Origin of the sequence: Amycolatopsis sp. PS_44_ISF1, from assembly GCF_032335455.1 — a bacterium.
Lineage (GTDB): Bacteria > Actinomycetota > Actinomycetes > Mycobacteriales > Pseudonocardiaceae > Amycolatopsis.
Window position 1 is genome coordinate 1,243,411 of the sequence record NZ_JANUXO010000001.1, and the last position, 12,771, is coordinate 1,256,181.

A 12,771-nucleotide genomic window follows, 5' to 3' on the forward strand; every position below is an offset into this window, starting at 1 on the left:
TATGACGGCACCGGCCAGCTCGAACGGCCCCGGATGGTCAGGCATCGCTGTCTCCTCTCAGCCGGGCCAGCTCGGCCCGCAGGTTCGGCGCGGCCGCCAGCAACTCGCGGGTGTACTCGTGCTTCGGCGCTTCGTAGACCTCCTCCACGTCGCCGATCTCCACGATTTCGCCGCGGCGCATCACCGCCACGCGGTCGCACACGTGCCGCACCACCCCGAGGTCGTGGGACACGAACACCAGGGTCAGCGAATGCTCCGCCACCAGCCGGGTCAGCAGGCCGAGGATCTGCGCGCGCACCGACACGTCCAGCGCGCTCACCGGCTCGTCCGCGATCAGCACCCGCGGGTTCGGCGCCAGCGCGCGGGCGATGGAGATCCGCTGCCGCTGACCGCCGGAGAACTGGTGCGGGTACCGCTCGGCGGCCTCGGCGGGCAGCCCGACGGCGTCGAGCAGCTCCGCGACCCGAGCCGGGTCACGGCGGCCCAGCGGCTCGGAGACGATGTCGCGGACGCGCATCCGCGGGTCCAGCGAGCCCATCGGGTCCTGGAAGACGATCTGCAGCTCCGAGCGCAGGAAGCCCAGCCGCCGCTCGGGCTGGTCGTCGATCCGGCGGCCCTGGAACGAAACCGTGCCCGCGGTCGGCCGGTCCAGCGCGGCCAGCAGCCGGACCAGAGTCGACTTCCCCGAGCCCGACTCACCGACCACCCCGAACCGCTGACCGGCCTCGACGTCGAAGCTCACCCCGCGCAGCGCGGGCACGTCACGCCGGGCGTACCGCCGTTCGAGTCCGCGGACCTCGATCAACGCACTCATCGCCGGGCACCGCTGCCCGGGGCCGACAGGTCCGACGCGGCCAGCAGCCGCCGCGTGTACTCGTGTCGGGGCGCGGTCAGGACCGAGCGCGTCGAACCCCGCTCGACGATCTCGCCGTCCAGCATCACCAGCACCCGCTCGCAGACCGACGCGACCACCGCGAGGTCGTGGGTGATGAACAGCAGCGCGCTCCCGGCGGGCAGCGAATCCCGGATCAAGCCGAGGATGTGTGCCTGCACGGTGACGTCGAGCGCCGTGGTCGGCTCGTCGCAGATCAGCAGCGAGGGTGCGGTGGCCAGCGCCATGGCGAGCACCACCCGCTGCCGCTGCCCGCCGGAGAGCTGGTGCGGGTACGCCCGCGCGGTGCCGGGCAGCCCGACCGCGGCCAGCAGCTCCTCGGCCGACCGCCCGCGGCGGCCGTGCACCCGCAGCGGCTCGGTGACCTGCCGCCCGACGCGCATCACCGGGTTCAGCGCGGTCATCGGCTCCTGGAAGACCATCGACAACCCGTTGCCCCGCAGCCGGGAAAGGTCCTTTTCGGACGCACCCACCAGCTCTTCACCGTTCAGCCGCACCGAACCCGAAGCCCGCAGCTCGTCCGGCAGCAGCCCCATGACCGACAGCGCGGTGAGCGACTTCCCGGAGCCGGACTCGCCGATCAGCCCGACCCGCTCACCGGCGCCGATCTCGAACGACACGTCGCGCACCAGGTCCGCGACCCGCAGGTGCGCCACCGCCAGCGTCATGCCCGCACCGCCAATCGGGGGTCGAAGCGGTCGCGCAGCCCGTCGCCGAGCAGGTTGAACCCCAGCACGGCCACGGCGATCGCGATACCCGGCACCAGCGCGAGCCGCGGGTGCGCGGTGAGCAGCTCCTGCGACTCCTGCAGCATCCGGCCCCAGGACGGCGTCGGCGGCCGGGTGCCGAAGCCGAGGAACGACAGGGCCGCCTCGGCCAGCACGGCGATCGCGAACGACACCGAGGACTGCACGATCAGCAGCCCGGAGATGTTCGGCAGCACGTGGCGCACGGCGATGTTCAGCCGCGACCGGCCGGCCGCGCGCGCCGCCAGCACGTACTCGCTGCTGCCCACCTGCAGCGTGCCGGACCGCGCGATCCGGGCGAAGGCGGGAATGGTCGCGATGCCGATCGCCACCATGGCCGTGAGCGTGTCGGCGCCGAACACCGCGCCGAACATGATCGCCAGCAGCAGCGCGGGGAACGCGAGCACCAGGTCGTTCGCGCGCATCACCAGCTCACCGAGCCAGCGCGGCGCCAGCCCCGCCAGCACCCCCAGCGGCGTCCCGATCACCCCGGCGATGCCGACCGCCACCACCCCGACGTACAGCGTGGTGCGCGCGCCGACCAGGACCTGGCTGAACACGTCACGGCCGAACTTGTCCGTGCCGAACAGGTGCGCGCCGCTGAACCCGAGCAGCCGCTCCGGCGCGTCGACCCGCACCGGGTCGTACGGCGTCCAGGCGAACGAGACCAGCGCGGCCAGCACCACCAGCGTCACCAGCACGGCGCCGGCCACCAGGTTGCCGTTGCGCGTCTTCATCACGAACCCCGCAGTCTCGGGTCGAGCACCGGGTACAGCAGGTCCACCACGAAGTTGACCAGCAGCACCCCGGCCACCAGCACCAGCACGATCCCCTGCACGGTGAGCAGGTCGCGCGAGGACACCGCGTCCAGCAGCAGGCTGCCCAGCCCGGGCAGCACGAACACCCGCTCCACCACCACCGCGCCGATCAGCAGCGTGGCCAGTTGCAGGCCGAGCACGGTGACGACCGGGACCGACGCGTTGCGCAACCCGTGCCGGTACAGCGCCTGGCCCGGCAGGAGGCCCTTGGACCGCGCGGTGCGCAGGTAGTCCTGGCCGAGCGTGTCGAGCACGGCCGAGCGGACGTACCGGGTGAGCACCGCGCCCTGCACCAGGCCGAGGGACAGCGCGGGCAGCACCAGCCCGCGCAGGAACTCGCCCACGTCCTCCTCCGGCGGGGTCCACCCGCCGCTCGGCAGCCAGCGCAGCCGCACGGCGAAGACCTGCACCAGGACGATCCCGGCGAGGAAGGCCGGGATCGCCACGCCGATCTGCGAAAGCCCGGAAATCCCGGCCCCGCTGGGTTTGCGGTGCCGCACGGCCGCGAACGCGCCCGCCGGCACGGCGATCACCAGCGCCACCACCGTGCTCGCGCCGACCAGCCACAGCGTCACGCCGAGGCGGTCGAGCAACTGCGGGCCGATGGCGTCGCGGGTCACGTACGAACGGCCGAAGTCGCCGTGCAGCACTCCGCCGATCCAGCGGAGGTACTGCGTGAGCAGTGGCTGGTCGATGCCGAACTCCGCGCGGGTCTTCGCCAGCAGCTCCGGCGTCGCGTTGACCCCGAGCGCCACCTGCGCCGGGTCGCCGGGCAGCACGGCCAGGAACAGGAACACCACGATCGAGGCGACGAACAGGCTGACCACCAGGATCGCCACCCGCCGCAGCACCTTGGCGGTCATCGCGGCCTCAGCCCGGTGAGGTCGAAGGACTCGCTGACCTGGTTCTTCGCGAAGCCCGTCACCTTGTCCTTGGCGACGATCACGTTCGGGTAGAGGAACAGCCAGTCCGCCGCCGCGTCGGTGTTGAGCTGGCGCGCGACCTGCTTCAGGTCGGCGACCTGCTGCTGCTCGGTGCCGCTGTCGGCCTCGGCGAGCAGCCGCTGCACGCGTTCGCTGTCGTAGCCCCAGTAGTAGGAGGGTTTGCCGAACGTGGTGATGTCCCGCGCCTCGACGTGCTGGACGATCGACAGGTCGTAGTCGTGGTCGGTGAACACCTGCTTGAGCCACACCGCGGGGAAGTCGAGCGGGTCGATCGTGGTCCCCACCCCGACGCCGGCCAGCTCCGACTGCACGACCTGCGCGGCCGAAACCGCGTACGGCAGGTTCGGGATCCGCAGCCGCAGGTTGAGGTTGCCCACCCCGGCCTGCGCGAGCAGTTGCCGCGCTTTCGCCGGGTCGTACGGGTAGACCTTCGACAGGTCCTCGTACCACGGGTCGGTCGGCGGGACCATGCTGCCGATCAGCGTCCCGCGGCCGTCGAAGACCAGGTCCAGCACGGCTTTCCGGTCGATCGCGTAGGTCAGGGCCCGGCGCACGCGGGGATCGTCCAGCGGCGCGCGCCGGTTGTTGAACGCGAGCGTCACCTCGCTGTTGGTGGTGCCCGGCACGACGGTGAACCGGTCGTCGCCCTGGAACTGCGGGATCGAATCGGCCGAGGTGAGCGAAGAGATCACGTCGATGCCGTTGCTGAGCAGCGCGTTGTCGAGCGCGGTGGGGTCGGCGATGTACTTGAGCACCACCGTGCGGTACGCGGGTTTCCGGCCCCAGTACCCCGGGTTCCGCGCCAGCACGATGGAGTCGCCGCGCCGCCGGGAAGCCACCTCGTACGGCCCGGTGCCGACCGGCCGGCCGGCCAGGTCACCCACGCCGGTCGGGCTGAACATCACGCCGATCCGGCTGGTCAGGCTGAACAGCCAGCCGTTGCTCGGCTTCGACAGCACCACCCGCGCGTGCTCGGGGGAGACGGCGTCCACGTGGTCGACCACGTCCATGGCCGACTTGACCGAGATCGTCCAGTCGGTCTTCACCCGCAGCAAGGAGAACTTGACGTCGGCGGCGGTGAACGGCGCGCCGTTGCCGAACTTCACCCCCGGCCGGAGCCGGAAGTCGTAGGTCCGGCGGTCCGGGCTGATCGTCCAGGACTCGGCGAGCAGCGGCACGACCCGCCCGCTCGCGTCGAGCTTCACCAGACCTTCGTAGACGTTGTAGAGCAGGGCCTGCGGAATGGCGGAGCCGTCGGAGTGGGTGAAGTCGAAGCTCGCCGGCTCGGCCGTGAAGCCGACCGACAGCGTGTCGGGACCGCTCACCACCTGGGCGCTGGACCCCGCCGAGCAGCCGGAGACCACGAGCAGCAGAGCCAGCGCCGTGGCGTGAATCCGGCCTTTCATTCCGCCTCCTGTGTCCTGCGGGACACTCCCCCGGGTGCGGGTGTCCCGCATGAGCGCTGCCGGTCGGCCGCGCGAGCGAGCTGCCGCGATTGTGAGCCCACGCGTCCTTGGACTCAGTACACTGGTCTGACCAGTAGCCCGAGGTTCGCACCAGACGACGCCGAGGTCAAGGGATGCAGTTCGAACCGGTGGCGCCCGTGCACGCGTATCAGCGGATCGTGGCGCAGATCGAGGAGGCCGTGGTCAGCGGCCGGCTCAAGCCCGGCGCGCGGCTGCCCGGCGAGCGGGAGCTGATGACGCAGTTCGGCGTGGGGCGCTCGACCGTGCGGGAGGCCCTGCGGGTGTTGCAGGCGGCCGAAATCCTCCGCTCGCGCCCGGGCGACCCCCGCGGTCCGGAGATCCTCGCGGCCTCGCCCGCCGCGCTGCACCGCTCGATGCACCGGCTCGCCCGCGCCGATCACGTCGGGCTGGCCGAGCTGCTCCAGTTCCGGATGGTGCTGGACGGTTCCTCGCACCTGCTCGCCGCGCAGCTGCGCACGGACGAAGATCTGTCCACATTGGACGACGCGCTGGCCGCCATGCGTGTGGGCGCGGAGGCGGGCTACGCGGAATTCAGTCGGGCCGACGTCGCTTTCCACGACGCCATCGCGCGTGCGTCACGGAATCCGCTGCTGGTGGTGAGCGGTGAGGTGGTCCGCGAGGTGGTGCTGGAGCTGATCGAAGACAAGCTGGAGCACGCGCGCGACCGGACTTCGCTGATGCGGACCTGGCTGCGCCACCACGCGGAAGTCCTGGAAGCGGTCCGCGCCGCCGACGGTGCGTCGGCGGCGCGGCTCGCGCGTCGGGCGTTGTACGACAACTACGTGGAGCACGTGCCGGAGGACCGGCGCGTGCTGCTCACCCCGCTGCTCTGATCAGACGGCCGGATTCGCGTGGACCGGCGGTTCGTCTCAGCCCAGGGCCGCCAGCAGATCGCGCCAGAGGTCCTCCGGGTCTTCGAGGCCGACGCTCAGCCGGATCAGCCCGGCCGGCACACGTTCCTCGCCGGGCAGCCAGGCGCGCCGTTCCACCAGGCTTTCCACGCCGCCGAGACTGGTCGCGGAGCGGATCAGCCGGACCGAGGCGCACACGCGGTCGGCCGCCTCGGCCCCCGCCAGCTCGAACGAGACCATCATCCCGAAGCCGGGGTAGCGGACCTCGGTGACGGCGGGGTGCTCAGCGAGCCGGGACACCAGCAAAGCGGCGGTCTTCTCCTGTTCGGCGAGCCGCACGCCCAGCGTCCGCAGACCGCGCAACGCCAGCCAAGCCTCCAACGCGCCGGGTGTGGCACCGACGCGCGTACGAGCGCCGCGCAGCTCTTCGCCGACAGCGTCTTCCTTCGCCACGGCGATGCCGAGAAGCAGGTCGCTGTGCCCGCCGATCAGCTTCGTGGCGCTGTGCACGACGATGTCGGCGCCGAGCTTCAACGGCTGCTGGTGCAACGGCGTCGCGAAGGTGTTGTCGACCACGACCCGTCCGCGCGCCGCCTTCGCGATGGCTTCGATGTCCATCACGTCCAACGTCGGGTTGGTCGGCGATTCGAGCCAGAGCAGATCCGCGTCGGAGTCGATCCAGGACCGGGTGTCGGTGGGTTCGAGCTCGGTGACGGTGAGCCGGCCGAGCTTCTGGGCGTGCTGAAGCACCCCGCGCGTGACCGCGTAGCTGAAGGTCGGCACGACGACCCGCGCACCGACCGGCAGCGTGTCCAGCACGGCCGACAACGTCGCCACCCCGGAAGCGAACGCGACCGCGCGCCCCCCTTCGAGCGCGCCGACGGCCTCTTCGAGCGCCGCCCAGGTGGCGGTTCCGTCCGACCGCGCGTAGACGGAATCCCCGCCGGCCTGGAACGTGCTGGTCGCGACGATCGGCGGGTTCAGCGGCTCGCCGGGTCCGTGCGGCCGGCCGGCGGCGATGGCGAGGGTGCGCGGGGTCCAGTCGTCCATGGGCCCCACCGTAGCCACGGGGCGGCGGTGGGGCACAGGAGTCCGGCCAGTCTCAGTGCGCGTAGACCTCCAGCTCGTAGAGCGAGTACCCGTACTTGGTCCCCCGCTGCACCCCCGCGACGCGGACGAACCGGGCGTCCGAAGGGCCGAAGGACACGTTGTCCGCCCCTCCGTTGCCGTCCGTCACCACGGCCGCGTCCCGCCAGGACGCTCCGTCCGAGGAGAGCTGCACCTTGTACCCCTTCGCGTAAGCCGCCTCCCACGAGAGCACCACGCGCGAGACCGGCTGCACCGAGCCGAGGTCCACCGTGATCGACTGGTTGTCGCTCCAGTCGCTGGCCCATCGGGTGGCGGCGTTGCCGTCGACGGCGTTCGAGGCGGGCGAGTTGTAGAAGCCCGTTTCGGCACTGGTCGCGGAGACCGGCTTGCCCGCGGCGAGGTTCGAGACGTTGTCGCCGCGGTGAGCCGGGTATTCGACGACCTGCTGGAAGGTCGGGCGGTTCTGCGTGCTGATCTTGCCGTGCGTGATGCCGCCCAGCGGGCGCTGGATCACGCTGTCGGCGCACCACTGGTCACCGGCCGAGCAGTCCCCGTCACCCGGGTAGACGGTGTTCGCGGGCTGGGCCGCGGCCGCCGTCAGCGAGTCGGCCAGCGCGGTGCGGCAGGCGCCGAGGTTGCCGCCGCCGCAGAAGGTCGAGCCCAACGGGCCCGCGACCGGCTGGCCCAGCACCGTGCGGAGGTCCTTGCTCACGTAGCCCCACCAGCCGTGCTGGTAGGACGAGCCCTGGTGCGGCTGCCCGACGTGCTTGCCCGGGATCTCGTTCTGGAACCCGGACGGGCTCTCGTTGATCTGCAGCACGTTGGTCATCGCGGTGAACGCCTCGTCGCCCATGGCGGGCTTGAACTCGCCGGTGACCAGCAGCGGCCACCACGCGTCCATGATCCGGATCGCGTCGGCGTCGGTGTAGGCCTTGCTGCCCGGCGACGACTCCACGCGCTGGTGCCCGTGGGCCAGCCAGGTCTTCAGCTTCGCCTCGGCGTCGGCCGCCGCGCCGGTCAGCGGCGCCTGGTCGAGCACCTGCAGCAGCAGCGGCAGCACCTTCTCCGCCCGCAGGTCGGCCAGCGCTGCGTCCTCCATGGCCTGCGTCAGGTTCACCCGCGTCACCTTGGTACCGCCGGAGATCAGCGCCTTGACCCGCGCGTCCAGCAGGTCGGCGCGGTGCACGGCGGACTTGTCCGCGCCGCCGGACGCGTAGCCCTTGGCCTGCGCGTTGTTCCAGCTGATGTAGTAGTCCTGGTTGATCGACTGCGGGTGCTGCGAAGCCGGGGTGTAGTCCGCGACGTTGCCCTCGGGCTTCCAGCCCTGCCAGTCGTAGCCCTGGCCACCCCAGACCGGCATCGTCGGGTCGACCCCGGGGTTGCGCACCGGGTTCGCGCCCGAGTTGAAGTACGCGACGTCCTTCGAGTCGGCGTAGAACCAGTTGAAGGTGAAGTTGACGTCGTGCGCGGCCTTCTGGAAGTCCGAGGCGGAGTGGATGAAGTCCGGGTCGTTGAACTCCTGGAAGCCGATCAGCGAATCCACCTCGTGGAGGTACGAGGACCGCAGCGACGCGTACGCCACCGGTTTGCCGCCCACCGTCGCGCGGCTGACCACCGGGCCGTACTTCGTGCGGTAGCTCCGCAGGGTGTACGAGCCGGCCGCGGTGCCGTCGGCCACCGTCGGCGACCAGGAGTCCTTGCGCTCCACGGTGTCCATCGGCAGGCACTGGCCCTGGTAGAGGTAGTAGTTCGAGTCCTTGGTGGCCGGTTTGCCGCTCGGGTCGCACAACGGCAGCGCGAACGTGTCGATGATGTCCTGCGCCGCGGAGGTGGCGCTCCACGAGTAGTCCTGGCCGCGGCCGAGCAGCACGTACATGCTGATGCCGGCGAACGACGCGCCCCGCGCGCTGATCCCCGGGCCCTGCAGCTCCTGCAGCATCAGCAGTTGCGGGGCGAAGTACCCGGTCTGCGGGCCGAACACGGCCACCGGGTGCCCGCTCGCCGTGTTCGAGCCCGAAACCACCAGCGCGTTGGACATCCCGTGCTTGTCCTTGAGCAGGTCGCCCGGCAGCACGCCCTGGTCGAACATCCCCCGCGCGGCCTCCTGGCCCTTCGGCGCGGCGACCTCCACCTTCGCCGGCGTCGCCGAGGCAGCCGAGCCGGTGGGGTCGTACACGAGCTGCTGGCCGGTCACCGAACCCTTGTCCGGCAACGCTTCGCCCTGGGGGTTCGCCGGGGTCTTGCCGTAGTCGAAGGTCTGCCCGTCGTGCAGCGTCTTGACCGCTTCGGGGTCGTCCGCGGCGCGCAGGCTCTCCCACACCTTCTCACCCTGCGCGAGGCCGTACTTCTCCTGCAGCGCGAGCTTCGCGACCGCGTTCTGCACCTCGCCGCCGCCGCCCGCGCCGAACTGGGCGCCGACCACCGACGCCAGCACGACCAGGTCGGTCAGCTTGAACGGGTCGATGGTGCCGGCGTTGGTGATCGCGTCGACGTGCCCGGTGAGCACGTACTCACCGGGGAAGTAGCGGCCGTTGTGGGAGTCGGTGATGTACTTGTTGATCCCGTCGACGTAGGCCTGCGAGTCGGCCAGGCCCTGCTTCCCGCGCGGGCCGTTGGCCGCGGCGGCGTCGATCTGGGCCTGCAACTCCTGCTCGGTGTACGGCGCGGCGGAGAAGAAGGACTGCTCCAGCTCGCGGTTCGCGGGCGCGCCCCCGGCGTAGGAGCTCAGCTGACCGCGGCCGACGCGGCGCAGGATGTCCATCAGCCACAGCCGGTCCTGCGCGGCCGCGTAGCCGGCGCCGAACTCCGTGCCGGAGCGCGTGGTGCCCTGGATGTGCGGGACGCCGGTGGCCTTGTCCCGCGTGATGGTCACGTCGGAGCGCGGCTTCAGCGTGCTGGCCACCTGGTCGGCGGGCACGCCGAAGGAGGAGTCGTTGAAGAACTTGCCGATCGTGTCCGTGGTCAGCGTCTTGTACCCGCCGGCCAGGTCGGCGTACCGGCCGAGCTGGTCGTCGGCGTGGGCCGGCTGGGTGCCGAACGCCTTGTTGGCGAGGATCTCCGCGAGCGTCGCGCCGCCGTTCTCCCCCGGTGGCAGGATGTCGTTGCACTGCCCGGCGCAGTAGTCGTTGCCGGGCAGCGCCGCGGTGGCGGGCGGGACCCCGGCCACCGTCTGCGTCAGTCCTGCCGTGAGTACGGCCAACGCCGCCACGGTCAGGATGCGGATGCGTCGTCGCATGCCCGATCTCCCGTCCACGAGGATCCCCCAGAGTGACCCGGCGCACACTACCGGCGAGTAGCGCCGTTTGTGAAGACTTTTCGCGTTTAACCAGCCGTTGGGCGTAGTCCGATCGGCGCAGCTCACAGCCCGTAGGTACGGTAGCGCCATGACCTTGGAAAAGCCCGAAATCGATCGCCCGGACGGCCCCGCGCCGGCCGAACTCGAGATCACCGACATCACGGTCGGCGACGGCACCGAAGCCCAGCCCGGCAGTGCGGTGAGCGTCCACTACGTCGGCGTTTCGCACTCCACCGGCGATGAGTTCGACGCCTCGTGGAACCGCGGCGAGCCGCTGCGCTTCGCGCTCGGCGCCGGCCAGGTCATCCCCGGCTGGGACCAGGGGGTGGCCGGGATGAAGATCGGCGGCCGCCGCCGGCTCGTGATCCCCCCGCACCTGGCCTACGGCGAACGCGGCGCGGGCGGCGTGATCAAGCCGAACGAAACCCTCGTTTTCGTGGTCGACCTCGTCGACGTCAACTGACGGGCCCAGCCGTCGGAGTGGCCGTTTCGGGCCCTCCGGCGGCTTGCTGCTTTCGGGTGAACGCGGCTCTCGATGGGGTCCGGTTGTTTCCCTGACCGAAACCACTATCAGGGGTGGAAATGCGCGTTCGTGCGGTCCTGTCCGCAGCCGTCCTGACCCTCGCGGGCGCCCTGGCCACCGCGCTCCCGGCCTCGGCCGTGGCCAACGGATACGATGTGCCGCAAGGACGATTCCAGTTCGCCGCGAAGCTCACCATGACCGGCATCCCGAGGCCGGACGGATCCCACTACGACAGCGCGTGCTCGGGCGCCCTGATCGCACCGCAGTGGATCATCACCGCCGGGCACTGCTTCCACGACGGGCACCGCAAGCCGATCTCCGGCCAGGTCCCGTATGCGACCTCCGTGCTGCTCGGCACCACCGTGCAGGGCGACGGTCTCGGCGTCACGCGCAAGGTCACCGACGTGCTGCAGGCCGGCACCAACGACATTTCGCTGGCGAAGCTCGACCGCCCGGTCACCGGCATCACCCCGCTGACCGTCCAGCGGACCGCGCCGGCGATCGGCCGGTCGGTGACGCTCGCGGGCTGGGGCAGCCTGAGCTCGGTGGACGCCAAGCCGTCGGCCAAGATGCAGCAGGGCACCCTGCGGGTCTCCACCGTGGCCGCCACCACGATCGGCGTGACCGGCGCCGCGCCGGACAAGACGACCAGCGCCTGCCCGTACGACTCGGGCGCGCCGTACTTCGTCGCCGACCAGGACGGCGGCCGGCTCGTGGCGGTCGAGTCGACCGGACCGGACTGCCCGCATTCGACCCCGGAGACGACGGGGCGCGCGGACGTGATCGCGGACTGGATCTGCGCGCACACCGCGTGAAAGTCAAGTACACGAACGGGCCTCGCGGCTGAGCGAGGCCCGTTTTCTTTCGCCCGACGAGGGAATTCCTCAGTCCGCCGGACCCGGTTAGCGTGGAGGGCCGATCATCGGCGCACCGCCGGTGACCCGGACGAAGGGATCCAATGCGCGTTCGCGCCGCAGTCTCCGCAGCAGCCCTCCTGCCCCTCCTCACCGCCGCGCCGGCGCTGGCCGTCGCGAACGGCTCGGACGTTCCCTCCGGCCAGTTCGGCTTCGCCGCGAAGCTGGCCATGCCGAGCATCCCGCGCCCGGGCGGCGGCACGTATGCGAGTTTCTGCTCCGGCTCGCTCGTCGCCCCGCAGTGGATCCTCACCAACGGCCACTGCTTCCACGACGTGAACCACAACCGCGTGTCCGGCCCGGTGCCCTACACCACCAACGTCACCCTCGGCCTGGTCGACGAGAGCAAGGAGAAGGGAGTCACGCGCGGGGTGACCGACATCCTGCAGTCCAGCGTCAACGACACCGCGCTGGCGCACCTCGACCGCCCGGCCACCGGTGTCACCCCGCTGACGGTGAACCGCCTGGTCCCGGGGACCGGGCAGACGCTCACGCTGGCCGGCTGGGGCGCCACCACGGCGAAGAACCCGGCCCCGTCGGGCAAACTGCAGCAGGGCACGGTGCAGGTGGCCAACGTCGCCGGGACCACCATCGGCGTGAAGGGGGTCAGCCCGGCCGCCACCACCAGCGCGTGCACCTACGACGCCGGGGCGCCCTACTTCGTCCCGTCGGGCGCGGGCGGGCAGCTCTTCGCCGTCGAGATCACCGGCCCGGACTGCCCGCACACGACTCCGGAGCTCACCGGCCGCGTCGACGTCATCGCGGACTGGATCGCCGACCACACGAAGTGAGTACCGTGGACGGGAGCCGTCGACCCGAGGAGTCCCGATGCCCGAGCCGATCCTGACCGCCGTCGCCACCACGCTCGCGACCAAGGCCGCCACCGGCCTGTACGAGCTGGTCAAGCGCAGGTTCTCCAGCGACCGGAAGGCCGTCGCGACACTGGAGGCGGCCAAGCCCGAGGACCCGGCCACCATCGCGGCCCTGGCCGAGCGCCTGGACGTGGAAACCCGCGCCGACCCCGCGTTCGGCGCCGCCCTGCACGCCGAGTTCGAGGTCCACCAGGACGCCCGTGGCGGCAGCGTGAACAACCACGTGGGCACCGTGGCCGAAGGGGCCAAGGTCGTCCAGACCCGTGACGTACACGGCAACATCAGTTTCTGAGTCGCACGGAGAGCAATCGCCAGGGTTGCTCTCCGTGCCCCTCTCCAT

Annotated in this window: 12 protein-coding genes; 5 read left to right on the plus strand and 7 right to left on the minus strand. The window is 71.2% G+C overall.

The genetic code is table 11. The annotated features are described in order from the left end of the window. Nucleotides 1-37 precede the first annotated feature (37 nt). From NYF13_RS05610 to NYF13_RS05630, 5 genes are read right to left on the minus strand one after another with little or no spacing between them, the layout of a single operon-like run. A complete protein-coding gene (locus tag NYF13_RS05610; protein WP_315654588.1) occupies nt 38-814 on the minus strand; it encodes an ABC transporter ATP-binding protein in 777 nt (258 codons plus the stop codon). Next, nucleotides 811-1,560, minus strand: a complete 750-nt coding sequence (locus NYF13_RS05615) for an ABC transporter ATP-binding protein (protein ID WP_315654589.1) — start codon at nt 1,558-1,560, stop codon at nt 811-813. Before NYF13_RS05615 ends, NYF13_RS05610 begins: the two co-directional genes overlap by 4 nt. Beyond that, nucleotides 1,557-2,375, minus strand: a complete 819-nt coding sequence (locus NYF13_RS05620; protein ID WP_315654590.1) for an ABC transporter permease — start codon at nt 2,373-2,375, stop codon at nt 1,557-1,559. Before NYF13_RS05620 ends, NYF13_RS05615 begins: the two co-directional genes overlap by 4 nt. Continuing rightward, nucleotides 2,375-3,319, minus strand: coding sequence for an ABC transporter permease (locus NYF13_RS05625; RefSeq protein ID WP_315654592.1), 945 nt, complete (start codon nt 3,317-3,319; stop codon nt 2,375-2,377). The genes NYF13_RS05620 and NYF13_RS05625 overlap by 1 nt, the downstream gene beginning before the upstream one ends. Beyond that, nucleotides 3,316-4,806, minus strand: coding sequence for an ABC transporter substrate-binding protein (locus tag NYF13_RS05630; protein ID WP_315654594.1), 1,491 nt, complete (start codon nt 4,804-4,806; stop codon nt 3,316-3,318). The genes NYF13_RS05625 and NYF13_RS05630 overlap by 4 nt, the downstream gene beginning before the upstream one ends. A gap of 173 nt (nt 4,807-4,979) precedes the next feature. Here NYF13_RS05630 and NYF13_RS05635 point away from each other — a divergent pair, with 173 nt between their 5' ends. Further along, the gene (locus tag NYF13_RS05635; RefSeq protein WP_315654595.1) at nt 4,980-5,720 is read left to right on the plus strand and encodes a GntR family transcriptional regulator; all 741 of its coding nucleotides are present in this window, start codon (nt 4,980-4,982) and stop codon (nt 5,718-5,720) included. Between the two features lie 36 nt (nt 5,721-5,756). On the opposite strand, the gene NYF13_RS05640 is transcribed toward NYF13_RS05635, so the two are convergent. Both NYF13_RS05640 and NYF13_RS05645 read right to left on the minus strand, forming a co-directional pair. Then, the gene (locus NYF13_RS05640) at nt 5,757-6,788 is read right to left on the minus strand and encodes a PLP-dependent transferase (protein WP_315654597.1); all 1,032 of its coding nucleotides are present in this window, start codon (nt 6,786-6,788) and stop codon (nt 5,757-5,759) included. A gap of 52 nt (nt 6,789-6,840) precedes the next feature. Then, nucleotides 6,841-10,062 (minus strand): penicillin acylase family protein, encoded by a 3,222-nt coding sequence (locus NYF13_RS05645; protein ID WP_315654598.1) that lies wholly within the window; start codon nt 10,060-10,062, stop codon nt 6,841-6,843. 148 nt (nt 10,063-10,210) lie between these two features. Between NYF13_RS05645 and NYF13_RS05650 the strand changes: the two genes are divergently transcribed. The 4 genes from NYF13_RS05650 (at nt 10,211) to NYF13_RS05665 (ending at nt 12,723) form a co-directional block, all read left to right on the plus strand. After that, on the plus strand, nt 10,211-10,585 hold the full coding sequence (locus NYF13_RS05650; protein WP_315654599.1) for an FKBP-type peptidyl-prolyl cis-trans isomerase: 375 nt from the start codon (nt 10,211-10,213) through the stop codon (nt 10,583-10,585). Nucleotides 10,586-10,704: 119 nt separating this feature from the next. Next, the gene (locus NYF13_RS05655; protein ID WP_315654600.1) at nt 10,705-11,460 is read left to right on the plus strand and encodes a trypsin-like serine protease; all 756 of its coding nucleotides are present in this window, start codon (nt 10,705-10,707) and stop codon (nt 11,458-11,460) included. Nucleotides 11,461-11,603: 143 nt separating this feature from the next. Next, nucleotides 11,604-12,350, plus strand: a complete 747-nt coding sequence (locus NYF13_RS05660; RefSeq protein WP_315654601.1) for a trypsin-like serine protease — start codon at nt 11,604-11,606, stop codon at nt 12,348-12,350. A gap of 37 nt (nt 12,351-12,387) precedes the next feature. Further along, a complete protein-coding gene (locus NYF13_RS05665; RefSeq protein ID WP_315654602.1) occupies nt 12,388-12,723 on the plus strand; it encodes a hypothetical protein in 336 nt (111 codons plus the stop codon). Nucleotides 12,724-12,771 lie beyond the last annotated feature (48 nt).